Consider the following 25373-nt stretch of genomic DNA (forward strand, 5'->3'; position numbering starts at 1 on the left):
ACTATACATGATCATATATAACTAAACACACCTTAATATCAACAAAAATTAACCCATTTAATAGACCTGAGATTGTATGATCTTCGATATCGAATAATTAAAACTAGGTAATAAGAAATGGCTCACAATATTATTCTGATCACATGGAATGAACCCTCAAAAGCCTTTGAAGGTTTTAATAAATTAAAAAATTCACCTATCCAAAATATTAACGAAATTACCCTTCTCAAACGTCACGAAAATGGAAATTTCAAAATTGAAGAACAATTAGATCCTAGGCAGGATAGCGGCTTGGTAGGCGGAGGCCTGCTTGGTGCCTTAATTGGAATATTAGGCGGCCCACTCGGGATTGTTCTAGGCTTTACTGCGGGTGCATTACTCGGTGAGTCTTATGACATTAATCATGAGCAGGACGATATGGCTGTATTGACAAAAATCAGCCAAGCCTTACCTGAAGAAAGCACAGGCTTGCTCATTGATGCTTATGAAGAATCTGAAGATTTTATTGATGCTTTATTTGACAAAACCGGTGCGACCATTTATCGCTGGAGTTTTGATGATGTGCAATCAGAAATTGAAGCGAGCGTTGAAGCCTGGCATGAATCGCAGCGTATCGCCAATGTAACCCTAAAAGAACAAAAAAAGGCTGAACACAAAGCAAGACGTCAAGCAAAATGGGAAGCTCTTAAATCCCGCTTCCATCTGTCCAAATAACCCGGCGAACAGATAGTCCAATCTTGAATCAATATCCTGTGATTACATCTTCAATGCAGGACATTATTGTATAGATAAAAAAAGCTCACAGAATATGAGCTTTTTTTATTCACTAACTTTTATAACCAATGATTACAGTTTTGGATCACGCATTTGTACCAAGTTTGCATTGGCTTTGCTTAAGCTTTCCATGACTTTATTCATGACAGTCGGCACAAGTGAATCAGCAATTTGCGCTGCTTGCAGGCCCAATTTTTCACCCAAAGTTGGTTTCTTGCGAGTCTGCAGTAAATAAATATCATGCTGAGTTAACACATTAAGCAAGTATTCATCCGAGGTTTGCAGGGTATCAACAAGATTAAGATCCAGCGCATCCCGACCATACCAATGCTCCCCAGTTGCTACTTTTTCAATATTGAGCTGCGGGCGATACTTCTCAACAAAATGTTTGAATAAAGCATGGGTTTGCTGCAATTCTTCCTCAAACTTGGCTTTACCCTCTTCGGTATTTTCACCGAACATAGTCACAGTACGTTTGTACTCACCTGCGGTATAGAGTTCAAAGTCAATTTTGTTATCTTTCAACAGACGGTTAAAATTTGGTACCTGAGCAACCACTCCAATTGAACCCACAATTGCAAAAGGCGCCGAAATAATTTCATTAGCGATACATGCCATCATATAGCCACCACTAGCGGCTACTTTATCGACACAGATGGTCAGATGAAAACCTGCTTCACGTAAACGCACCAGTTGCGCTGCAGCAAGTCCATAACCATGCACCATACCGCCTGGACTTTCCAGACGCACCACAACACGGTCACGGCCTGCTTTGGCAGTGGCGAGAATCAAAGTGATTTCTTCACGCAAACCTTCTACTGCGGAAGCAGCCATATCACCTTTAAAATCGAGTACATAGATTTTCTGATTGGTTTTCTTACGCGCACGCGCCTCTTTTGACAGTTGTTGTGACAACTGTAAAAGTTCCAGTTTAGAGCCAGTAGTTTGCGCTATTTTTTTTCTTTGTTCATTGATACGCGCATTGAGATGACTAATACGGATTTCAGCGGACAGTTTTGGAGTATGAAATAACATAAAAAATCAGTTCTCTATTTAATTAGTTCGGGCTTCTTACTTTAGATTAGGTCAATTTATGTTTTTTTCAATACAATATTGTTGCTTAATTGATTAGTATTACAAAAAACCTATTTCCTACTGATAGTCGGTCTTGGCAATCATACCCACTAACAGGGCATAATTCGCATATAAAGCTTTGTGCTGTTTTGTCTTATTTATATAGAGATTCAGACTTATCCCATACAGCAAGCAGATCCAAATAAAATATGCTGTCCTTTTACAGTTGATGCTATAAACCACCTACGATTACACTCAACGTAATCAGCAACATCAGAAAGACTGACATCTTTTTTATCATTTCCATAGACTGTACAACCTTTTCCATATTTATTTTTTGGTAGCTCTGCCATTTTCTAAAATTTAGTAGGCTAAAGGAATTTTGGAAAAACTAGATTCTCTTTATTTTTCCAAAATTTAATGACCCTATTCCTTTATTCTATATACATTCATTCTGTCCAGAGATAAAAAAAGAGCTATATAGCTCTTTTTTCAGAAAGTAATAATTAACCAAAACGCCCTGTAATATAGGCTTCAGTCAACTGATGATCTGGCTGGGTAAAGACTTTTTCGGTCGAGTTGACTTCAATCAGATCACCCAGATGGAAATACGCAGTGCGGTCAGAAACCCGTGCAGCCTGTTGCATGGAGTGAGTTACAATCGCGATGGTATATTGCGTAGACAGCTCAGAAATCAACTCTTCCACTTTAGCGGTTGCAATAGGATCAAGAGCTGAACAGGGTTCATCCATCAGGATCACTTCAGGTGATACTGCAATTGTACGTGCGATACATAGACGCTGCTGCTGACCACCTGACAAACCTGTTCCCGGCTGATTCAAACGGTCTTTCACTTCTTCCCACAAACCGGCTTTACGCAAGCTGCCTTCAACAATTTCCTCAAGATCATACTTGTCACGTGCTAAACCGTGCAGTTTCGGGCCATATGCTACGTTATCAAAAATTGATTTCGGGAAAGGATTCGGCTTCTGGAACACCATACCGACTTGGGCACGCAACAATACCACATCCAGGTTTGGATCATAAATATCCTGATTGTCCAGCATAACCTTACCACTCACCCGACAACTGTCGATAGTGTCATTCATGCGATTTAAGGTACGCAGGAAGGTTGATTTACCACAGCCTGAGGGCCCAATAAAAGCAATCACTTCATTTTCATAAATGTTCAGGTCAATACCCTTAATCGCTTCCGCTTCACCATAGTACACATGCACATCGGAAGTACTAAGTTTCACATTCGTCGCCTTTACATCTTTTTTGCTGCTTTGCGTATCGAACTGGGAAACAAACGGAGTTGTCGGCTTTTGGGTCGCCTCATCCGAGCTAAATTGTGTCTGTTGTGAATTCACGGATTGATCCTTTTCTAAGGAATTTTGAATAATAGTTGTGTTCATGATTCTGCCCCCTATTACCAACGGACTTCAAATTTCTTACGTAGCCAGATAGCCAGACTGTTCAAGCTGATCATCATGGCCAGAAGTACAATAATTGCCGCTGCAGTACGACCTTCAAAGAAGTTACGCAATTCATTGCCTTGCCATAAGAAAATCTGCACCGGTAAAGCCGTTGACTGATCAAATGGAGTAGCTGGAACGCTGGCAACAAAAGCACTCATTCCGATCAATAATAATGGTGCTGTTTCACCCAAAGCTTGTGCAACTCCGATGATTGCGCCCGTTAAAATACCCGGCAAAGCCAATGGCAATACATGATGGAATACTGTCTGAATACGGGAAGCGCCGAGTCCTAAAGCTGCCTGACGAATCGAAGGTGGAACAGCTTTAAGTGATGCACGTGTGGTAATAATCACGGTCGGCAAGGTCATCAGACTCAGAACCAGACCACCCACCAATGGTGCTGAGAGTGGCAAATGCATCCAGCCAATGAAAATTGCTGCACCCAACAGACCGAAGACAATTGAGGGAACGGCTGCCAGATTGTTGATATTGACTTCTACGACATCGGTAATCCAGTTTTTCGGTGCAAATTCTTCCAGATAGATCGCAGAGGCTACCCCGATTGGAATCGAGATAAAGATCACGATCATCATCATGAACAGCGAGCCCATGAAGGCACCTGCCAGTCCGGAAGTTGCCGGCGAACTGCGCGAATCCGGGCTAGTAAAAATATTGGTATTGAAACTATTCTCGATTACACCAGCGGCTTTCATTTCATCCGCCACCTGACGTACTTCAGGACTTAGTTGCTGCTGTTCATCTGGAAGATCACGGTCAATATTTCCAGCTAACCAGACATCAACATTAGCATCAGCCAGAATTTTCACTTCTTTGCTTTGACCGACCAGAGCTGGATCTTTCATAACCATGTCACGCAAACGGTAAGCTTCCGAGCTAGTATATATAGAACCCAGTTCATCACGTTGACTTTCCAGCTTGCGGTCTTTGGCAATCATGCCGTTGATAATCAGGGCATCCCAATCCACCATGCCCACTTCGGTCTGCCATGCAATAAAGCGATCTTCAAACTGCGCCGGAGATTCTCCTGCAAGAGGCTTTGGTTTCGGGCCAATATTCACAATGGCAGGATCGAAATAGATCGGCAAATTCATACTGCTTTGCCAGAATGCAGGAAGACCTTTGGACAAAATGCTACCGAACAGCAATACCACAAAGAACAAACCTGCAAGTACCGCAGAGAAACCAAATAGACGGAAGGTTTTTTCTTTACGATGACGTCGTGCCAAAGAGCTTTGAATGGTCTTCTTACGCTTTTCACGCAGCTCGGCAGCGACGGATGGATCAATACGCTGATCCACAGGCATTGTATTTGAAGTACTCATTAGTCGTATTGCTCACGATATTTACGCACGATGATCAGTGCAACAATGTTCAAACCTAAGGTAATGACGAATAGCGTCAATCCTAGTGCAAAGGCCACCAGTGCTTGCGGACTAGCAAAATCAGTATCACCAGTTAGCTGATTGACGATGGTAATCGTAACCGTAGATACGGCTTCAAGCGGATTGGCATGCAGCTGCGGACTGTTACCGGCTGCCAGGACCACAATCATGGTCTCACCAATCGCACGTGACGCTGCCAACAGGAACGCACCAATAATACCGGGCAAGGCTGCAGGTAAAACCACCTGACGGATCGTTTCAGATTTGGTGGCACCCAAACCCAAAGAACCATCACGTAAAGCACGTGGTACTTGAGTAATAATGTCATCTGACAGAGAAGATACGAACGGAATAATCATGATACCCATGACCAGACCGGCTGTCAGCGCACTGGTGGCATTAATTTCGAGTCCAACCAGAGCACCCATGCTTTTAAGGAATGGACCGATAATCATCAAGGCAAAGACCCCATAGACAATCGTAGGAATACCCGCTAACACTTCAATGGTTGGTTTTGCCCAAGAGCGGAATCTCGGTGAGGCATACTCTGCCAGATAGATCGCAATCATCAGGCCAACTGGAACCGCAACCAGAAGTGCGATCCCGCTGACCATGAGCGTGCCCCATAACAATGGCAATAAACCATAACTGCCCTCAGCACTGCCTGAGGTACTAAAACCCGGGTTCCATTCGGTACCAAAGAAGAAATCCAGTGGGCTGACAAAGCTGAAGAAGCGCATCGCCTCGCCAAACATCGACATCACAATCCCGAGGGTGGTCAGAATTGCCACACCAGAACACAATGCCAGGCCGATATTAATCATTTTCTCGACCTGGTTACGCGCACGAAATTCCTGGCTAATATGTTTCTTGGCCCAGACCAGACCAGCCAGCGCTGCCGAAATCACTACTGCCAGTTTGGCAAAGGTACCGATGGTTGAAAATTTAGCCAGCTGTTCTGCCGCTGCGACCTCATAAGCTGCAGGGGTATCACTCACCCCAAAACCTGAAGCTAGTGCCTGAACACGATCGATGACAACACTCAGACTTGCCGAATCCAGACTGGCCGAAACATTTTCTGGCAAATGCTTAAGTACCACCTGCTCCAGAAAACTTGGCTCAACCATGTTCCAAACAATCAAAATTAAAAACGCAGGGATACCACACCATAGTGCAACCAGGGCACCATAATATCCGGGACGCGAGTGTAAGTTTGCAGAATTGCTTCCCTTACCTGCTAAGTTACGGCTTTTACTTAATCCGATTTGATAGGCTATGGCCATGATGGCCAATAACACACCTATAAGTAGCAGATTCATGTATTCTCCACTGTTTTTTCAATTTTAATGGTTTGAAAAAACTTGTTTATCGCAAAAAGCCGATGGCAGGTTGACCCTACCACCAGCATTTTCAAAATCAGTGATTACTTCACTACAACCACTTTACCCGCCTTGAAATTTGCCAGAACTGCTGCACGTTCTTTATCAGACATTGAAATCAGACCTGCTTTTTCCAGCTTAGAGCCTTTGCCAGACACTTTTTTGTTCAGGAAGTATTCAGTAAACTGCGGTAAGCCTTTGATTGATTTTAAGTGTTCACCTTTAACGTAGAAGAACAGTGGGCGGGATACCGGATAAGCACCATTTAAAATGGTCTTTTCAGAAGGTGCTACATTGTTCACCGTCGCAACACGCAGACGGTCACGATTCTGGTCATAGAAACCTAAACCAAACACACCCACCGCACTTGGAGAAGTTTTCAAACGTGCCAATGTTTCGGTATAGTCACCGGCAATCTCAACTACACGGCCATCTTTACGGAATGTAGAACAGGCTTTTTTCTTGGCATCTTTGTCTAGAGACTTAATTGCAGCGTACGTTTCACAACCTGCATCCACCATTTTCTCCTGGAAGACTTCGCGCGTACCATGATTCGAAGCCGGGATTACCAGTGTGATCGGTTCATTCGGCAGGTTTTTATCAATCTGGTTCCAACGCGTATAAGGGTTAGCAACCATTTTTCCATTGGATGGAAGCTCTGCAGCAAGTGCAGCGAAGACATGCTGTGGACGCAGTTTATAAGCAGCTTTGTTGGCATTTGACGCAAATACAATACCGTCGTAACCGATTTTGATTTCTAATACCTGATTAACGCCATTCTTTTTACATTCTGCCAGTTCAGTACTTTTGATTTGACGAGAAGAGTTTGCGATATCAATGGTATTATCCCCTACACCATTACAGAACTGCTTTAAACCGCCTGAAGAACCGCCAGAACCGACGACTGGTGTTTTAAACTGTGGAAAAGTATTACCGAATTCTTCTGCCACGATACTGGCATATGGAAGTACAGTTGAAGAACCTGCAATTTGAATGGTGTCACGAGCTGCATGTGCAGTCGTTACAGCAGCTGCCCCGGTTACTGCTAATGCTAAAGCTAAATTTGTAAAGCGCATTCTAGTATCTCTCTCATTTATGCAAATTTGGAGTACACCACTTTTTATTCAGTTTTGTACTTCTTTCGATACCTGCATTTTGATTTTAGAATATGACAGATAAGTTACAGCTTTATTACGATTTAGTGATTTTTAATCTAGCGGTTTTTTCTTGATTAAATTTTTATGGATTTCAATGATTAAGTTCTTTATATCATTCAGTTCAATAAAAAATTTAGACCGATGACATGTAACATTTTTTATAAACCCGAACCCAAGATAAATCCTGCTCCTCAGTTTTACATAAGCCTATGACAAATAAATAACAGGCTAAACGGGATTCAGACCTTCTGGATTTTTGTGGTGAATTTTGATCTGGGAAATGACCTTTTTTGTTTTTTTAAAGCCCATAAAAAAAGGAGATCATTTCGATCTCCTTTTTATTTAAATACAGAATTTCAATCTAATTTTATACAAAAATATTATGCATCTACCTGAACCTTTGGAATGCGATATTTAATCAGGAAGACACAGCAGAGAGCCAATAATAGAGGTACGCCAAGCGCATAAAAATAACCTGAAACACCATATTGCGTGAGTACAATTCCGCCAATGGCTGATCCTAAAATTGCACCCATACGGCCCATTCCAATTGCCCACCCTGTGGCAGTTGCTCGAACTTGAGTTGGATATGCAGCGACCACCAGGTAATTCAAAGCCAACTGCTGACCGCCAATTCCAAATCCTGCCAATGCAATCAAAGCGAAGATATAGCCCCACTGATTACTTTCAATAAATAAACCTAAACCAGCGACGATCACCAATCCTGTAATTAGCATAAAAGTGAGAATTTTAGCTGTATTTACTTTAGGTAGCCAATAAGCTAATGGCAAGGCAAATAAGATAAAGGCAGCATTTACTGTAACGGATGCATAAGGCGCATTTTCCGGTGCCAATCCTGCCTGTTTCAATACAGTCGGCAACCACGATAACAACATAAACCACGCAATCCAGTTAAAGAAATAAGTACCCCATACGCCAATGGTAGTACGAGCCAAATTATTTTGAAACAAGATCGCCAACTTGGCTTTTTGTTGTTGTGTCTTATTTGGCTGAAGTAGGTCTTTGACTTTAATCTCGCCAATCCCCGGAGAAATTTTATTGAGAATTTTTTGAATTGATCTCAAAGAGGAACTTTTATTGTTTTGCGCTAAATATTCCAAAGATTCAGGCAACAAGAAATACATGACAAACAGCAATAGCAACGGGAATCCACCGCCAATCAAATAGATCCCTTGCCAACCTAGCACTGGCAAAATCTTGGCAGCCAGTAAGCCACCTAACATTGCCCCTGCTGGCAAGGCTAACAAAACGCCTGTAGTAACTGTGCCTTTGAAACGTTGCGGAGAATATTCGGCAGCCAATGCAAGCAACACAGGTGTCGCTCCACCCATCCCCAATCCAGCAATAAATCTCAATACTAATATTTGATCAACACTCGTCACATACGCAATAAATATAGTTGCTAGAGAAAAAATGGCCGTACATATGATTAATGTTTTTCGACGTCCTAATTTATCCCCTACTAGTCCTAAGAGCATTGCACCTATCGTCATTCCGACGATACCTGCAGTTAAAATCGGTGCTAATGCACCTGTTTCTAAGTCAAAGTGTACTAGCAAGGCGGGTGCAGTAAATGCAACAGCTTGGGTGTCAAAACCATCAAATAATGCAATCAGAAAACAAAGTGCAATGACCATCCACTGATACTTAGAAATTCTTTGATCAATCACCGTTTTGATGAGTGATTTTTCTTGTATATTTTGCTCCATATTTCCGAGTTTTCCATTTTATTTTGAATAGCTTATTATTTTGAAAAACACGCAGCAAAGACTTAAAAGGTATATTTATATATTGAGGCTAGTTTGATCCTGGCCTCTAAAACTAAAATTTAATTATAAAAAAAGGAGATCTTTCGATCTCCTTTTTTCACACCACAATCACTTATGCAATGGGTGGCGTATAAGTGCCATCAGCGATTGAATCCTTGATTCGATCCGCTTCTGCAAGCACCAATGCCAGCAAGTTCTTCACGTTATCAAGCGTTGCAACCGGGCTTAAAGTGGTCATTTTCAGAGACTGAACCTGTCCCACTTTCGTCACACCAATGTTCGCTTCACCACGCGCAAACAATTCGTCTGCTACGTTCTGGTTCAGGGCATCCAAAAATTCTGCTGGATAAGCTGCTGGAACTACACGGAACAGAACTGATGCAAATTGCGGCTCGACCAGAAGTTCCAGACCATCAGTTGCCTTGATATAGTCTGCCACTTCACGCGTCAATTTTACGCCATGGTCAATCATTGAACCATATAACTCTTCACCAAGTGCTTCAACGGTCATCCACAATTTCAACGCGTCAAAACGACGAGTCGTTTGCAGAGACTTCGATACCAGGTTTGGAACGCCATGCTCTTCATCATAAGCGGAGTTCAGATACTCAGCTTCATAATGCATGAAACGATAATTCGCCTCATCTTTCAGCAGGAACGCGCCACAAGAAATGGTCTGGAAGTAATGCTTATGAAAATCAAGCGTGATCGAATCAGATAATTCAATACCATCTAGCATTGAACGATATTCATTCGACAGGATCAGCGCACCACCCCATGCCGCATCGATATGCATCCACGCGCCATATTTATTAGTGATTTCACGAATCTGTTTCAGCGGATCAATCGCACCCGCATCCGTTGTACCTGCAGTCGCAACCACACATGCCACGATTTTACCTTCAGACTGAAGGTGCGCCATGGTTTTTTCTAGTGCATCTACGTCCATCTGTGCATTTTCATTCACAGGAACAGTTACAACAGACTGGAAGCCCATGCCCATCATGGCCATGTTCTTTTGCACAGAGAAATGTGCATTTTCAGAACAGATGACTTTGACGTTGCGCATTGCATCCGCAGGAATACCATCACGCTGAACAGACCACGGATTGCCGTTTTCGTCTTTCCAGTTTTTTGCGATGCAGGCATCACGTGCCAGCAATACACCCATCAGGTTCGATTGTGTACCACCAGAAGTAAATACCCCTGCCTGACCTGAACCATAACCCACTTTTTGACGCAACCAGTCGATTAACTGAACTTCCATCAAAGAACCCGCTGGGCTTTGATCCCAAGAGTCCATTGACTGGTTAGTTGCATTAATCAGCACTTCTGCAATCTGGCTTGCCACCATGGTAGGACAGTGCAAATGCGCTAGAGAATGCGGATGATGTACTTTCAGGCTTTTGTTGAGGAATAGCTCAACCATACGCTCTAAAGACTTCTGGAGGCCCATACCTTCTTGAGAAGGCTTGAAAGAAATTGCGCTACGCAATTCCTTAATGCTACCGCCTGGGTACATTTTGTCGTCTTGCAACCATGCTGCAACCGCTTTGGTCGCCTGTTCCATTGCTGACTCATAGTCAGCAATGGATGCAGCATCATTGCAGAGTAACGCTTTACGATGTTCTGCAAAATCTACCATGAATTATACGCCTCGAACTGCTATCAGAGCTTCAGCAACCGCTCTCTTGAAGCGGACAATAACTTCTTCACATTCTGTTTGAGTGATGATCAGTGGGCAAAGTAAACGGATTACCGTACCGTTACGACCACCTTTTTCAAGTAACAGTTTGTTGTTGAAACAAGCGGTCTGAATTGCTGCGGCCAATTGACCATCAGCAGGCAAAGAGCCCATATGATCCGCTGGTTTACGCTCGTCAACAATCTCAACCCCGATCATCAGACCACGGCCACGCACGTTGCCAATACATGGAAATTCATTGGCTAACTCTTTTAATGCAGACTGTAGATAATCACCGCGCTCTTGTGCATTTTGCGCCAGGTTCTGCTCTTTAATCGTATTGATTGTCGCAAGACCCGTACCCATAGCCAACTGGTTGCCACGGAAAGTACCGGTATGTCCGGCAGGCTGCCATGCATCAAACTTGCGTTTAATACCTAGAACCGCAAGCGGCAGGCTACCACCCACGGCTTTAGACATCACTACAACATCAGGCTCAATGCCGGCATGTTCGAATGCAAACATCTTGCCTGAACGCGCAAAGCCTGCCTGTACTTCATCAAGAATCAACACGATGTTGTGCTTTTCAGTCACTTCACGGATTTTTTGCAACCATTTTACTGGCGCAGTCACCACACCGCCTTCACCCTGAATCGCTTCGAGGATTACAGCTGCAGGTTTGGTCACGCCGCTTTCGACATCCTCAATGAAGTTTTCAAAGTAGTAAGTCAGGGCATCTACACCGGCTTCACCGCCAAGACCCAATGGGCAACGGTATTCATGCGGATACGGCATAAATTGCACGCCTGGCATTAAACCGTTCACTGCATTTTTCGCAGACAGGTTACCTGTCATTGCCAATGCACCGTGAGTCATACCGTGATAACCGCCAGAGAAGCTGATTACAGAGCTACGACCGGTAAAGGTTTTCGCGAGTTTGATTGCAGCTTCTGTTGCATCTGCACCGGATGGACCGCAGAACTGCAAGCAGTACTCTTCTTGACCACCTGGAAGATAAGAAAGAAGTGCTTCAGTAAAAGCATCTTTTAAAGGAGTAGTAAGATCCAGGGTATGCAATGGTAGACCGCTTGCAATCGTATCCTGGATGCTTTGAATGACTGCAGGATGATTATGGCCTAATGCCAACGTCCCTGCCCCAGCTAAACAATCAAGGTACTCAGTACCTTCAACATCGGTAACCCAGCAACCTTGTGCTTTCGCTATCGCTAACGGTAATTTACGTGGATAACTACGCACATTCGATTCCATCTGACTTTGGCGAGTCAAGTAGTATTCGTTTGTGGAATTGGTGGCAGGGTTTACAGAAGTAACGCTCATATCGAATTACCATCTCTGATATGGGTGAAAGAAATAAGTCTGGTGACGTTTGGTCCTTTGACTCGGCGCTTTATAAGGTTCTAGCTAGCAGTTTTGTATTCGAATAACTAGGAGGCGGATGATACCGAATTTTTCAGGAAAATAAATAACTTTCAGTCACATTTTGTCCTAATCTTTATCGAAAAAAAACATCGTGCCAATCCATCCCCTGAATCATCATCTTACAGCCTGATAGCAGAAAGGAAAGCCTGTTCTTTTATGCTTTTTTGTAGCACAGCTAATATTCAGAAAATAAATTTTAAAATTTATTATTAAACAATTAATTATTAACAATAAATATAGATTAAATAATAAGTTAAAATGAAAGAAAAATTAACACTCTTACCACAAATATTTCGTAAAAAGATCACAATTGAGAATTAATATTTCTTTAACGGCTTAGATGGCCAATTTTAAGAATAACAGGACAATTTCATGCGTCTCTTAGCACTTACCAGTTTTATCCTTGCCAGCACACTCGCCACAGGCGCATTTGCAGCTCCCGCCGAACCCATGAATTATAATGTTGTTAATCTTTCAGCAGAGGCCAGTCGTGAAATTTCAAATGATGAAATGCATGCCGTACTTTATATTGAAAAATCCAACAAACAGCCGGCTGAACTGGCCACCCAAATCAACCAGCTCATGAGTCAGGCGATTGCTACAGCACGCAAATATCCTACTGTGAAAATCGAAACAGGTACACAAAGTACTTACCCTATTTATGACAATGATAACCGTAAATTAAAAGAGTGGCGTGGTCGTGCCCAGATTCGCCTAGAATCAAAAGATTTTAAAGCGGCTTCGCAGCTCATTGCAGAATTGCAGCAAAATTTCCAGACCGAGTCAATTAATTTCAAGGTATCAGATGAAAAGCGCAAAAAAGTTGAAAGTGAACTGATGATTGAAGCGACTAAAAACTTCCAGCAACGCGCCCAAGCACTCACCCAGACTTGGAACAAACCGGGTTATCAACTGGTAAACTTGAACATCAATACCAATAACTATGCACCACAGCCCGTACCGCGCATGGCCATGATGAAATCAGCTTCGTCTGATATGATTCCAGAGCAGGCCGTTGCGGCAGGTGAATCGCAAATGACTGTCAGTGCCAATGGCTCGATTCAGTTTAAATAAGACTTCTTTATATTATTCGGATTTTTAAGAACCACCCTTTTGGGTGGTTTTTTATCATGTGAATATTCTTTAAAAAGCGAAGCTACAAATTCATACAAACTCGGGTAGGAATTGAGGTTTGACCGGTTTACAGTAACGGACATTTGCACCAGCCCTTTCTACTCATGTCTCCTGCTCAACTAAACCTTTCCCTGTTTCATCTTCTCAATGTACCTGATCAAGCCTCGATCTGGATGATCAACTATGCCTCCCTGATTGCGCATGATCTGGTTTATCTTTTTTTGCTAATTTTTGCTATTGCCTGGTTCCGTGGTAGTTACGAAGTAAAAACAGGGATTATTAAAGCCTTCATCTTTACAGCTATTACCTTATTGATGAGTGAAGTGTTGTCTACGGTACTCAATACCCCACGCCCGTTTGTGATGGATGTTGGTCGCACCCTGCTTGAACATGCACCGACTGGTTCTTTTCCCAGCAACCATATGAGTATTTTTAGCGGGATTGCCTTCGCCTATTATTTTTCACCGCAGCGAGACTTGGGACGAATTCTAATCTGGACAGCTTGGCTGGTAGCGTGGTCGCGTGTTTATGTCGGTGTACATTTTCCGATTGATATGCTGGGTGCATTCCTGATGGCAATAACAGTAAATTTAGCTGGATTACCATTGTGGTGGAAATATCAGGATAAACTCATGCGCTTTATTTTAAATATTCATCTATCGCTGTTTGCGCCATTGATCCGGATGGGGTGGATTAAATAAGCTTCAATGACAAAAATCCCGCTCGAAGGCGGGATTTTGTGTATCTCTTAACTTAAATCCGAATAACTTAGTAGATTGCCATATGATTGCGATGAATCATCTCTAAAGAACGTGCTTCACCTAAAACCTGATGAACCTTATCTGAGGCCAAACCTTTAACGATTTCCGCAGAACGCGAACTAAAATTGACACGCCCTACAGCAATGCGATGACCTTGTCGATCGACACATTCCACCACATCGCCACGTTCGAAGTGCCCTTCAACTGCTTTTACACCGACAGGCAACAAGCTGCGATGATTGTCTTTGATAGCTTTCACTGCACCATCATCAATCACCAACCGACCTGCAGTCTGCAGGTGTGCTGCCAACCATTGCTGGTGCGCGGTCATACGGTCTTTGTCAGTCACAAACAAAGTTCCCAACATCTCGCCCGCCATCAGACGTGATAGAACACCATCACTGTCACCGCTTGCAATTAAGGTTGGACAACCCGATTTTGCCGCCAGACGTGCAGCACGAACTTTGGTCAGCATACCGCCACGACCAAATTTACCTCCCCCACCTGCCATATCAAACAGGCTTTCATCCATCGCACGTACGGTATGAAACAGTTTGGCATCTGGATTCGACCGTGGATCTGAGTCAAACATTCCTTCCTGATCCGTTAAGATAATCAGAAGATCTGCATGTACCTGACCAGCCACCATGGCAGCAAGTGTGTCGTTATCACCAAAACGGATTTCGTCAGTAGAAACCGTGTCATTCTCATTGATCACCGGAATCACACGCCATTCAATCAGGTGCTGCAAGGCATCACATGAGTTGAGATAGCGACGACGATCTGCCAGATCATCATGAGTCAATAGTACTTGAGCAGTTTGAATCTTGTGTTTCTCAAGTACGCTTGACCAAGTATGAATCAGGCCCATCTGACCGATGGCAGCACAAGCCTGAAGACTGGGTAGATCGGTGGGTCGATTCTCAAGTTTCATTCGCACCATACCTTCAGCCACAGCACCGGAAGACACCAGAATAATCTCGTGTCCTGCATTGTGTAGATTTGCGATTTGTCCCGCCCAGTGCGAGATGGCATCTAAATCTAGACCTTGTCCGTTTGCTGTGAGTAAAGATGATCCGATTTTAACAACGATTCGTTTACAACCCTTGAGCTGACGTTGCCCATCTACCACTTCTATCATCTTGTCCTCAGACTCTTCTCTCAGAGATTAGCGTACGTAGTACACTTCCACATCACTATCATCATCGCCATCTTCATCATCTTCGTCATCGCCTAGAATACCGGCAAGACGTTGCTGACGACGCATCTCACGATACGCTTCTTTTGCAGCGATGGTTTGTTCACGTGTTTCAGCTTCAAGCTGATCACGGAATGCTTTCATTTCTGCTGCATATTCTGGATCTTCAGTTTCGCGTTCACGCTGCTCTTCGATCTGATCCATCAGGTAGTAAACTACGTCTTTGGTGCCTTCAGCCGTTAAGCCAGAAGTTTCAAAAACCGGCCCTTCCCACTGCAATTCTTCAAGAATATGAGTACACCATTCTTCACGTGTTTCCTCAGCCAACTGATCGACTTTGTTCAGCACCAATACGATCGGTAGTTTTGAAAGCGTTGGGGAGAAGTTTTTTAGCTCTTTCATAATTGCTTTGGCATTATGTGCCGGATCTGAGCCATCAATCGGTTGTACATCAACGATGTGCAACAGGATACGGGTACGCGCCAAGTGCTTCAGGAAGCGAATCCCAAGACCTGCACCTTCAGATGCGCCTTCGATCAGACCTGGAATATCCGCCATCACGAATGAACGATGACTGTCGGCATCGACCACACCCAGGTTTGGCACCATAGTAGTAAATGGATAATCTGCCACTTTTGGTTTTGCAGCCGAGACTGCACGAATAAAGGTTGACTTACCCGCATTTGGCATACCCAGCAAGCCGACATCGGCCAGAACTTTAAGCTCTAGACGGATTTCACGGAATTCACCTTTTTGACCATGCGTACACTTACGTGGTGAACGGTTGGTCGATGATTTAAAGTGGGTATTACCTAAACCACCCTCACCGCCTGCCGCAACTTTCACGCGTTGACCATCTTCGATCAAGTCGCCAATAATGTCACCAGACTCTACATCTACAATTGTTGTTCCTACCGGAACTTTTAATACGGTATCTTCACCGCCACGACCAGCACAGTTCGCCCCACGGCCATTTTTTGCTCGTTCTGCACGGAATTTACGTGTATAACGATAATCAACTAGCGTACTGGTGTCGTCGTCAGCCTGAATATAAATGCTGCCGCCACGACCACCATCACCACCATCTGGACCACCAAATGGTACGAATTTTTCACGGCGAAAACTGGCTACGCCATTGCCACCGTCGCCAGCCTCTACGGTAATGACTGCTTCATCAACAAAGCGCATATTGCCAATCCTCTAAAAACTTTAAAACCCCATATTCTGCCATATTTTAAAGAATTTCTCGACTATATTTATGACACAATCAATGAAGATCGTTCACCTTGCTCTGAATTTTATTCAACAAGTCTGATTTCCTTGTTTTGAAAATTAAAAATTATATAATTCTTACTTATATAAGGTGTAATTAATAAGTTGCTCTAGTATAGGATCAAATCCTATCTGAGATTTTTTAACCGTTTCTCTAGCATATTTATTAGAATTCTTGTGTAAAATATCCCAATACTCAACATTACGTTCTTGCGCCTGCTGATTAAAAATTTTAGTGATTTCATACAAATTATCATTTAAAAGAATAATAGATTTCTTGATTTGTATTCTTAAATCATGAAATTCATTAACATTTTTCTGACTCTTTTCGAAGCTGATATTGCTTACACAAACACCGCTAAATATTTCATTATTAAGTGCTCTTAATTCCAATATGTCAGTGGTTATATCTTTAGCTAAGATCGCTACAACCTCACTCCCTTTCTGCTCTCGCCAACTGTTATATGTCATCAATACTGCAACAGGTGCAAAGATCGCTGCAGACCAAAGCAAGAGATTGGTTGCTAAAGTAATATCAACTTTTAATATCTTAAAAATCGCATAAAGTGCAATACACAAAATCAGGATGATCGTATATACCGCCAATAAGGTCGCAATTAAGTGTTCAGATTTTTTTCATTTATTGCTTCCCCAAAAGCAATGCAATATTATTTTGCTACGCGTGCTTTATTCTCTACAATATCTGGCAGACTTTTCTCAATCCAGCCAATTAAGTACATAATTTTTTCAGCTGCTTGTGAACCGGTAATCGTCAACTGATATTCTACTTTCGGCGGCACGACCGGATAAACAGTTCTTAAAATAAAACCATCCTGCTCCAGCATTTTTAAAGTCTGGGAGAGCATCTTTTCACTCACCCCTTCGATTCGCTGTTTCAACTCGCTAAAACGATGCACCCCTTCACTGAGACAGCGCAAAACTAAAACAGACCACTTATTGGCGATATGCTCTAATATTTCTCGAGAAGGGCAATCAGTAGATAAAACTTGCCCCAATAATTTACTGGTTTCATAAGCAGACATAAAAATCTTCCCTTCTAGTAATAAGCTTACTTTTTAATATGGGCTTAAATTGAGTAAGTTATCAGATTAATATTTATTCATCAAAAAAAGCGAGAATAAAAAATGAAAATTGCAATTACTGGCGCAACGGGTCATCTCGGTCATCTGGTTATTCAACACCTACTTCATCAAACATCTGCAAACAATATAGTTGCCTTAGTGCGTAATGTAGAAAAAGCTGAATCATTTCAAAACCAAGGAATCGAAGTCCGCCATTTTGATTATGATCAAATCGAATCTCTTCAACCTGCCCTTCAGGGAGTCGATAAATTACTTTTAATCTCTGCCAGTGAAATTGGTCGACGGACCCCGCAGCACAAAGCGGTAATCGATGCTGCTGTTGCGGCTAAAGTTCCCTATATCGCCTATACCAGTTTATTGCGTGCAGATACCTCCCGGCTTAGTCTTGCACAGGAACATCGTGAAACAGAACAATTTATCCATGATAGTGGCCTAAAATATACCTTATTAAGAAACAACTGGTATATCGAGAACTACCTAGCCAACATTCAACACACGATTGACTCAGGTATTTTCTATGGTGCGGCTCAGGATGCCCTTATCAGCGCTGCTCCACGTGAGGATTATGCAGAAGCTGCAGCAAACGTCCTGCTTGGTTCAGATCATGACAATAGAACATATGAATTGGCGAGTTCTAAAGCATTTACTTTTGACACTTTGACCAAAACGATTTCTGAAATTAGCTCGAAAACTGTCATTTATAAGAACTTGAGTGCTGAAAACTACAAACAAATGCTTCTACAGGCAGGACTACCTGAAAGCTTAGCTGAGACAATGGTGGAGGCAGATGTTGAAGCAACTCGTGGTGCATTTTTCAGTGAGAGTAAAGATTTAGAAAATTTACTGAAGCGTCCTACCACTCCAATTGAAACGACAGTTAAATCTTCACTTACCTCTTTTTGATCACGTATAAAAAAAAGAGCCTCAAATGAGGCTCTTTTTTTAGCTAAAAACTAATTATGCATTAGTCTCAGCAGGAATTTTAGGATAGCTTACGCCGCCCATCTGTTCAGCAATACGAAGTACCTGACAGCTATAACCTACTTCATTATCGTACCAAACGTAGCAAGTTAAACGGTTACCTGAAGTGATAGTCGCTTGCGCGTCAAATACACCTGCAGTACGTGAACCGATAAAGTCAGAAGATACCACTTCAGTTGAGTTGGTATAGCCGATTTGACCTTGCAGGCTAGATCCGATTGAAATCTGACGAATGTATTCGTTCACTTCATCACGATCAACATCCTGACCCAAGGTAAGGTTAAGAATCGCCAATGATACGTTTGGTGTAGGTACACGTACAGAGTTACCTGTCAGTTTACCTTGAAGAGCTGGAAGCGCCTTAGCAACTGCTTTCGCTGCACCAGTTTCAGTAATGACCATGTTCAGTGTAGCAGCACGGCCACGACGGTCAGCTTTATGATAGTTGTCGATCAGGTTCTGGTCGTTCGTGAACGAGTGAACTGTTTCAACATGACCATTAATCACTGTGTATTTGTCGTTTAACACTTTTAATGTTGGAGTGATCGCATTTGTAGTACAGCTTGCTGCAGAGATGATTTTGTCTTCATCCAGAATGTCAGCCTGGTTCACACCAAATACCACGTTCTTCATGTCACCTTTACCCGGTGCAGTCAGAATAACACGGGCAGCGCCTGGACATTTCAGGTGCTGAGCAAGGCCTTCCGCATCACGCCATTTACCTGTATTGTCGATAACAAGTGCATTTTCGATACCGTATGCAGTGTAATCTACTTCAGATGGGCTTGATGCATAGATCACTTTGATGAACTGACCATTAGCAATAATTGCTTCGTTTTCTTCATCAACAGAAATCGTACCCGCGAATGGACCGTGGATTGAATCACGACGCAATAAAGACGCACGTTTTTCCAGATCACCATCAGACGATTTACGAACGACAATTGCTTTCAGGTTCAAGCCACGGCCCAGACCTGACTGGCTGATCATCAAACGTGCAAGGATACGACCAATACGACCGAAACCGTAAAGAACAACATCTCTACCTTCAACAGAAGTTGGATTGCCTTCAAGAGATTTCACAGCGTCAGCAACGAATGCGTTAACATCCCCACCTTTTGCTTTGAACTCAACAGCAAGTTTGCCTAGATCGACTTCAGCAGTACCGATGTTGTCAATTTTCGCCAATGCTTCAAGGATTGGGAAAGTGTCTACAACAGAAAGTTCAACGTCTAGCACGCGAGTACGGCGATGTGCTTTCAGAATCTGAATCACAGAACGGTTAATTAAAGAGCGACCATAAACTGTAGCTACAATATTTTTTTCACGATATAACTGACCCACAAGGGCAATCATACGTTCCGCAAGTTCTTCACGGTTTTTCCAGCGACCTTGGTGCTCTGCATGTAGGGCAACGATAGTGTCTTTGCTCACAGATACGTCCTCTAATTAATTGTAAATCTAGGCATAAATTTCTAAACCCGACAATTGTAATGGAATTGGCGGCAAGTTTGAATCAAAAGCTCATTATGACGGGCAGTTTTTAACGTATATTCACTATAAATTTTAAAAATAATTGTAATTAGCTGAATGATTTTGCATCCAAAAATTTTAAAGATAGCTGTTTTTTAATCACAGGCATAAATTTGTTAAATGTTGTTTATTCATGCGATCTCTTCTTAATTTTAAGATTGAAGTCGATCTTTATAGTTTTCCAGATTTTTCTTAAGGGCTAATTGATGTTTACGTTGTCTGAGTAAATGCAAGATTCCTTCCACTACCAGCACGAAGACGGCCAACCAGATTGGGATATAAGTCAGCCATTCACCTGATTCTACGCGCTCACCAAGTGCCATTGAAGCAAAAGCCAGCAATACCGGTTCAAGATAACTCAATAGCCCAAAAATCACAAAAGGCAAATATCGACTGGCCAGGATATAACTGCCTAAACCGAGCGCACTTAAAAAGCCTAACCCAAGCACTGCCAATATCAAGTGATAATGACTGAATATTAATGGCAAAGAGTCGCTATAAATAAAGCCAAGATAAAACGCAACAGGCAAAATCAGAAATAAATCCCACCAAAATCCACCCAGGTGATCGGTAGCGAATTTACGCCGCATAAAGAAATAAATTGGGTAAGCTAAAGCAACATAGACTGTTTCCCATGCGATTGAACCAATTCGCCAGATTTCATGCCCTACTCCCAATACTGCCAATGCAACAGCGACCATCTGGAAAGATGATAATTTTTCTTTGTAGAGCACACAGCCGAATAACACCATTACCAGAGGCAGGAGAAAATAGCCGAGCGAGACTTCGAGACCACGCCCATTGATAGGCCCCCATAAAAACAACCACAATTGTGTGGTACATAACAGCGAACTAATCAGCAACCAGATCAAAAATGAAGGCTGTCGTAATACCCGCTTAAAGATACTGCTGATATGTTTCAGGTCCCCTGACCACCACATAAATGCAGTCAGAAATGGCAAGGTCGCCAGCATACGCCAAGCAAAGGTCTGTTCACTGTCTAAAGGCTGTAAAAAGGGCGTAAATATATAGAGCACTCCAAAAACCACGGAGGCCAATACAGATAACGCAATGCCTTTATACATAGTCAAACTCTACTTTGATTCGTCTGCATTATAGCGACTAGCATTATAGAAAGCTTGATAATTCACTTATATAAAAAGGTCTCCATTTAAAATTAGATACTATGTTTTCACAAAGCATAAAAAACCATGCCTAAGCATGGTTTACATAAAAACGCTAAACTTATCTTTGAGTTTGCTTGGTATAAATCACATCACTCAGGTCATAGCCCACCGACTGTGCATATTGCAAATATTCATTCACTACGTTTTTATCCAGTTGGGGATTACGGGAAAGTATCCACATGTATTTACGTTTAGGCTCGCCCACCAACACAGTCTGATAGTTCTCATCCAGTTTTAAAACCCAGTAATCACCACGGGCGACCGGAATCCAGCGAATAAAGTCTGGCAAGAAACTGACTTTTAACTTGGTATTCTGTGGTGGATTCTGCACAAATGCCTCACCCAGTGATTGGGTTTGTCCACCATCTTTTTTAATGCAGCGGTTATCCACCACAATATTGCCATTTTCATTTAAAGTATAAGTCGCTGTGACATCACGATCACACTTATTCTGAAAATACAGAGGCTTGCGTGCTACTTCGTACCATGTCCCCAAATAACGGTCCAGTTCAACTTTCTCAATGGTCGGTAATGGCTCGTCTTTCGCATAAGCCATAGTAGCGGCGCCCAAACCGAGAAGAACCGCGCTACCCACCGCAATTTTTGCCAGCTTTAATCCGGTACGTGAAGATTTTTGAGTTGTCATAAAGATACCTATTGCATGTTCACAAAATATTTATTTAAAAAATTCTGTTCATACAATAGCTTTATCACAGTCCTTAATTTGTTACATTGTGTTTGCTTTGTGATTGATTTTACGTCATTTAAATATAATTAAATGCTAAACCACTCAATCAAACATCTGGGCTTTCAAGCGTAAAATTTCATCACGCATACGTGCGGCCTGCTCAAATTGCAGCTCTTTGGAAGCTTTCAGCATCTCTTTTTCCAGTTTGTTAATATGTTTCGCAAACAGTTTCGGATCTGCCATGATATGCCGCTCATCCGCACTGATCGCACGTGCCTGATCTGATACGTGTAATTCAATGGATTCATCATCCAATATTTCACCGGTATCAATTTCCTTGATCACCTGACGCACTGCACTACGTGGCGTAATGCCATGCTCTTCATTAAACTGAATCTGCTTGGCACGACGACGATCCGTCTCATCAATGGCTTTCTGCATCGAATCAGTAATACGATCAGCATACAGAATCGCCTTACCTTTCAAGTTACGCGCAGCGCGGCCAATGGTCTGAATGAGAGAGCGCTCAGAACGCAAAAATCCTTCTTTATCTGCATCCAGAATAGCCACTAACGATACTTCTGGCATATCAAGGCCTTCACGCAGCAGGTTAATCCCGACCAGCACGTCATGAACCCCAGTACGCAGCTCATGAATGATTTTTACCCGTTCAACAGTATCGATATCCGAGTGTAAATAGGCGACCTTAATCCCATATTCTTTCAAATAAGAGGTTAAGTCTTCGGCCATGCGCTTGGTCAAGGTTGTGACCAGCACCCGCTCATTAATATCTTTACGCAAATTAATTTCTGAAAGCACATCATCGACCTGTGTCAAAACTGGACGAATTTCAATTTCCGGATCGATCAGACCGGTCGGACGTACTACCTGTTCGACAATCTGCTGGGATTTTTCCAGCTCGTAACGTGCGGGCGTTGCGCTAACATAAACAGTCGTCGGCACAATACGTTCCCACTCCTCAAACTTCATCGGCCGGTTATCCAGCGCACTCGGTAAACGGAATCCGTAATTCACCAGATTTTCCTTACGCGAACGGTCGCCCTTATACATGGCGCCAATCTGCGGCACCGTCACATGCGATTCATCAATAATCAGCAAGGCATCATCAGGAATATAATCGAACAAGGTCGGTGGTGCTTCACCCGCAGGACGACCCGACAAATGCCGTGAATAGTTTTCAATGCCGTTGGTATAACCCAGTTGCTGCATCATTTCCAGATCATAGCGTGTGCGCTGCTCGATGCGCTGGGCTTCCAGGAGTTTGTCATTTTCCCGGAAGAACACCAGGCGCTCTTTAAGTTCTTCCCGAATGGTTTCGATGGCACGGGACAAATTGTCTTTCGGCGTAACATAATGGCTTTTAGGATAAATGGTTACGCGAGGTACTTTACGAACCATTTTCCCTGTCAGCGGATCAAACCAGCGAATAGAGTCAACTTCATCATCAAACAGTTCAATCCGGATTGCATCCTGATCGGATTCTGCCGGAAAAATATCAATAATTTCGCCGCGAATACGATAAGTACCGCGCAGGAATTCCAGTTCATTACGCGAATACTGCATCTCGACCAGACGGCGAATAATGTCATCACGACCAATACGATCGCCTTCTACCACATGCAGCAACATGCTCATATAGGCATTCGGATCACCCAAACCATAAATCGCAGATACCGATGCGACAATAATCGCATCACGTCGTTCTAATAATGAGCGGGTTGCAGAAAGGCGCATCTGGTCAATATGGTCATTAATTGCAGCATCTTTCTCGATAAAAGTATCTGAAGATGGCACATAGGCTTCCGGCTGGTAATAATCATAATAACTGACAAAATACTCAACGGCGTTATTGGGGAAGAATGCTTTAAATTCGCCGTAAAGCTGCGCAGCCAAAGTTTTGTTATGCGCCATGACTATGGTCGGACGCTGGGTCTGCGCAATGACATTGGCCATGGTATAGGTTTTACCAGACCCGGTAACTCCCAGTAAAAGCTGATCATGAAAACCCTGTTCAATGCCTTTGACAAGTTTTTCAATGGCCTGTGGCTGATCGCCTGCTGGTTGATAACTGGTCACTAATTCAAAGGGCTTTTTATCACTCATAGCTTTCGCTGACTTCGTTGCGGATATAGATTTGATTTATTATGAGGGTAAATTGGAATTACTCAATCCCTGCTTAGGTTTCTGTTTGGTAAAATAAAACAATATTACTATTCATTATTTGTTAGCACTTTAATCGCCATCTGGTTTGAAAAATCATCAAAAAATATACAGTTACAAAGCGAATAAATACAGAACAAACCAATCATTTTCAGCCAGCAGCTTTATTTGGGCGTACTCGGCCTCATATTTTGGCGCATGGGTGGAATATTGACTTATCTGTTTGGATAGCGCTGCAGAATAATGCCTTGACCCCTATTCATTTCACGGGCAACATGAAGATCAGGATGGCCTAGAATAGACAATTATGACTTACCACTATCACGATGAAAGTATTGTTAAATCCCTTCCAGAAAATACCGTTTTTGTGTTTGGCAGCAACCTGGCTGGCCAGCATGGTGGTGGAGCAGCTAGAACGGCACTTGAGCATTTTGGCGCAGTCATGGGCGTCGGTCGTGGCTGGGCGGGTCAAAGCTATGCCATTCCCACCATGAACGAGCATTTGCAACAAATGCCGCTCTCACAAATCCAGCACTACATTGATGACTTTAAGATTTACACCAAAAACCATCCTAAAAATAAATATTTTATTACTTCCATAGGCTGCGGGATCGCAGGTTATAAGGTCGAGGAAATTGCACCGATGTTCAAAGGCATCTCGCGCAATGTCATTTTCCCGCAATCTTTCCGTCCTTTTGTCGAAAAACCTTTGCCCAAATTAACCGCAAATTTCTTGCATACCATTTTCCGTGATTCGGTCATTTTAACTCCGGCTAGTGATGAGCTGATTGAAGAACTGCCTTTGACTGAAAATGAGAAAAGTCTGGCAAGGATTATTTTAAATACTCAGATCTACCCGACCGACAGCAATGGACGGGAACGTGTTTTTGAAATTGAAGATATCCTGCATAACCTGAATACCAAGCTGGTCGATTTTCAAAGCCAGACAGAAGGTGCCATGTTGTTTGGAGGCGTGATTTTAGCGCTACTGGAACTTTATAATATTAACGAGAAAGATTTTATTGATGTCTGGCAAGGTGAGCGAGAAATTGCTCCACCCAAACCGGAAAATAAAGCACGTAAAAGTATTCGTTAATGCCGCTACAATACCCCTACGTAATCTTTAACAAAGCCAATTTCTGAATTGGCTTTT

At 42.8% G+C, this 25373-nt stretch carries 21 protein-coding genes; 5 read left to right on the forward strand and 16 right to left on the reverse strand.

From position 1 onward, the window contains the following. The first annotated feature begins 117 nt into the window (after positions 1-117). Positions 118-714: a DUF1269 domain-containing protein gene (locus AY607_RS00220; protein WP_064101390.1), complete on the forward strand. Its 597-nt coding sequence runs from the start codon at positions 118-120 to the stop codon at positions 712-714. Positions 715-846: 132 nt separating this feature from the next. Here the strand turns inward: AY607_RS00220 and sohB are convergent, their stop codons facing one another. From sohB to AY607_RS00260, 8 genes are all read right to left on the reverse strand, one after another. Next, positions 847-1809 (reverse strand): protease SohB, encoded by a 963-nt coding sequence (gene sohB, locus AY607_RS00225; protein WP_064095486.1) that lies wholly within the window; start codon positions 1807-1809, stop codon positions 847-849. Positions 1810-2354: 545 nt separating this feature from the next. Beyond that, complete coding sequence (gene pstB, locus AY607_RS00230; RefSeq protein ID WP_064095487.1) at positions 2355-3266, reverse strand: phosphate ABC transporter ATP-binding protein PstB; 912 nt, start codon at positions 3264-3266, stop codon at positions 2355-2357. 14 nt (positions 3267-3280) lie between these two features. Continuing rightward, entirely contained in the window at positions 3281-4672 is a 1392-nt protein-coding gene (gene pstA / locus AY607_RS00235; RefSeq protein WP_064101391.1) for a phosphate ABC transporter permease PstA, read from the reverse strand. After that, positions 4672-6051 carry a phosphate ABC transporter permease subunit PstC gene (gene pstC, locus AY607_RS00240; protein ID WP_064101392.1) on the reverse strand — a complete coding sequence of 460 codons (1380 nt, stop codon included), beginning with the start codon at positions 6049-6051 and terminating at the stop codon, positions 4672-4674. The genes pstA and pstC overlap by 1 nt, the downstream gene beginning before the upstream one ends. A gap of 104 nt (positions 6052-6155) precedes the next feature. Then, positions 6156-7187, reverse strand: a complete 1032-nt coding sequence (locus AY607_RS00245) for a substrate-binding domain-containing protein (RefSeq protein WP_064095490.1) — start codon at positions 7185-7187, stop codon at positions 6156-6158. A gap of 461 nt (positions 7188-7648) precedes the next feature. Continuing rightward, positions 7649-8998: an MFS transporter gene (locus AY607_RS00250; protein WP_064095491.1), complete on the reverse strand. Its 1350-nt coding sequence runs from the start codon at positions 8996-8998 to the stop codon at positions 7649-7651. Positions 8999-9170: 172 nt separating this feature from the next. Then, positions 9171-10703: a pyridoxal phosphate-dependent decarboxylase family protein gene (locus AY607_RS00255; protein WP_064101393.1), complete on the reverse strand. Its 1533-nt coding sequence runs from the start codon at positions 10701-10703 to the stop codon at positions 9171-9173. Between the two features lie 3 nt (positions 10704-10706). Continuing rightward, a complete protein-coding gene (locus AY607_RS00260) occupies positions 10707-12080 on the reverse strand; it encodes a diaminobutyrate--2-oxoglutarate transaminase (RefSeq protein ID WP_064095493.1) in 1374 nt (457 codons plus the stop codon). Between the two features lie 474 nt (positions 12081-12554). Here AY607_RS00260 and AY607_RS00265 point away from each other — a divergent pair, with 474 nt between their 5' ends. Both AY607_RS00265 and AY607_RS00270 read left to right on the forward strand, forming a co-directional pair. Then, a complete protein-coding gene (locus AY607_RS00265; RefSeq protein ID WP_064101394.1) occupies positions 12555-13256 on the forward strand; it encodes an SIMPL domain-containing protein in 702 nt (233 codons plus the stop codon). A 164-nt stretch (positions 13257-13420) separates the two neighbouring features. After that, the gene (locus AY607_RS00270; protein ID WP_064101395.1) at positions 13421-14017 is read left to right on the forward strand and encodes a phosphatase PAP2 family protein; all 597 of its coding nucleotides are present in this window, start codon (positions 13421-13423) and stop codon (positions 14015-14017) included. A 67-nt stretch (positions 14018-14084) separates the two neighbouring features. Here AY607_RS00270 and proB read toward each other — a convergent pair whose 3' ends face one another. The 4 genes from proB to AY607_RS00295 all read right to left on the reverse strand — a co-directional run bounded on the left by proB (position 14085) and on the right by AY607_RS00295 (position 17590). Continuing rightward, entirely contained in the window at positions 14085-15218 is a 1134-nt protein-coding gene (gene proB / locus AY607_RS00275; RefSeq protein WP_064101396.1) for a glutamate 5-kinase, read from the reverse strand. Positions 15219-15245: 27 nt separating this feature from the next. Continuing rightward, positions 15246-16463, reverse strand: a complete 1218-nt coding sequence (cgtA, locus tag AY607_RS00280; RefSeq protein WP_064095497.1) for an Obg family GTPase CgtA — start codon at positions 16461-16463, stop codon at positions 15246-15248. Between the two features lie 162 nt (positions 16464-16625). Continuing rightward, entirely contained in the window at positions 16626-17153 is a 528-nt protein-coding gene (locus AY607_RS15125; protein ID WP_227509941.1) for a hypothetical protein, read from the reverse strand. Positions 17154-17215: 62 nt separating this feature from the next. Next, positions 17216-17590: a winged helix-turn-helix transcriptional regulator gene (locus tag AY607_RS00295; RefSeq protein ID WP_064095498.1), complete on the reverse strand. Its 375-nt coding sequence runs from the start codon at positions 17588-17590 to the stop codon at positions 17216-17218. A gap of 102 nt (positions 17591-17692) precedes the next feature. On the opposite strand from AY607_RS00295, the gene AY607_RS00300 reads away from it, so the two are divergent. Beyond that, entirely contained in the window at positions 17693-18553 is an 861-nt protein-coding gene (locus AY607_RS00300; RefSeq protein WP_064101397.1) for an SDR family oxidoreductase, read from the forward strand. Positions 18554-18607: 54 nt separating this feature from the next. On the opposite strand, the gene AY607_RS00305 is transcribed toward AY607_RS00300, so the two are convergent. The 4 genes from AY607_RS00305 to uvrB all read right to left on the reverse strand — a co-directional run bounded on the left by AY607_RS00305 (position 18608) and on the right by uvrB (position 24163). Next, complete coding sequence (locus AY607_RS00305; RefSeq protein ID WP_064095500.1) at positions 18608-20065, reverse strand: glyceraldehyde-3-phosphate dehydrogenase; 1458 nt, start codon at positions 20063-20065, stop codon at positions 18608-18610. A gap of 251 nt (positions 20066-20316) precedes the next feature. Then, entirely contained in the window at positions 20317-21249 is a 933-nt protein-coding gene (gene rarD / locus AY607_RS00310) for an EamA family transporter RarD (RefSeq protein ID WP_064101398.1), read from the reverse strand. Positions 21250-21409: 160 nt separating this feature from the next. Then, entirely contained in the window at positions 21410-21997 is a 588-nt protein-coding gene (locus tag AY607_RS00315; protein WP_064101399.1) for a lipocalin family protein, read from the reverse strand. Positions 21998-22141: 144 nt separating this feature from the next. Further along, positions 22142-24163: an excinuclease ABC subunit UvrB gene (gene uvrB / locus AY607_RS00320; RefSeq protein ID WP_064095503.1), complete on the reverse strand. Its 2022-nt coding sequence runs from the start codon at positions 24161-24163 to the stop codon at positions 22142-22144. 364 nt (positions 24164-24527) lie between these two features. On the opposite strand from uvrB, the gene AY607_RS00325 reads away from it, so the two are divergent. Next, positions 24528-25316 carry a hypothetical protein gene (locus AY607_RS00325; RefSeq protein WP_064095504.1) on the forward strand — a complete coding sequence of 263 codons (789 nt, stop codon included), beginning with the start codon at positions 24528-24530 and terminating at the stop codon, positions 25314-25316. Positions 25317-25373 lie beyond the last annotated feature (57 nt).

This window comes from Acinetobacter sp. SFA, assembly GCF_001647535.1.
Classification (GTDB): Bacteria; Pseudomonadota; Gammaproteobacteria; order Pseudomonadales; family Moraxellaceae; genus Acinetobacter; species Acinetobacter pecorum.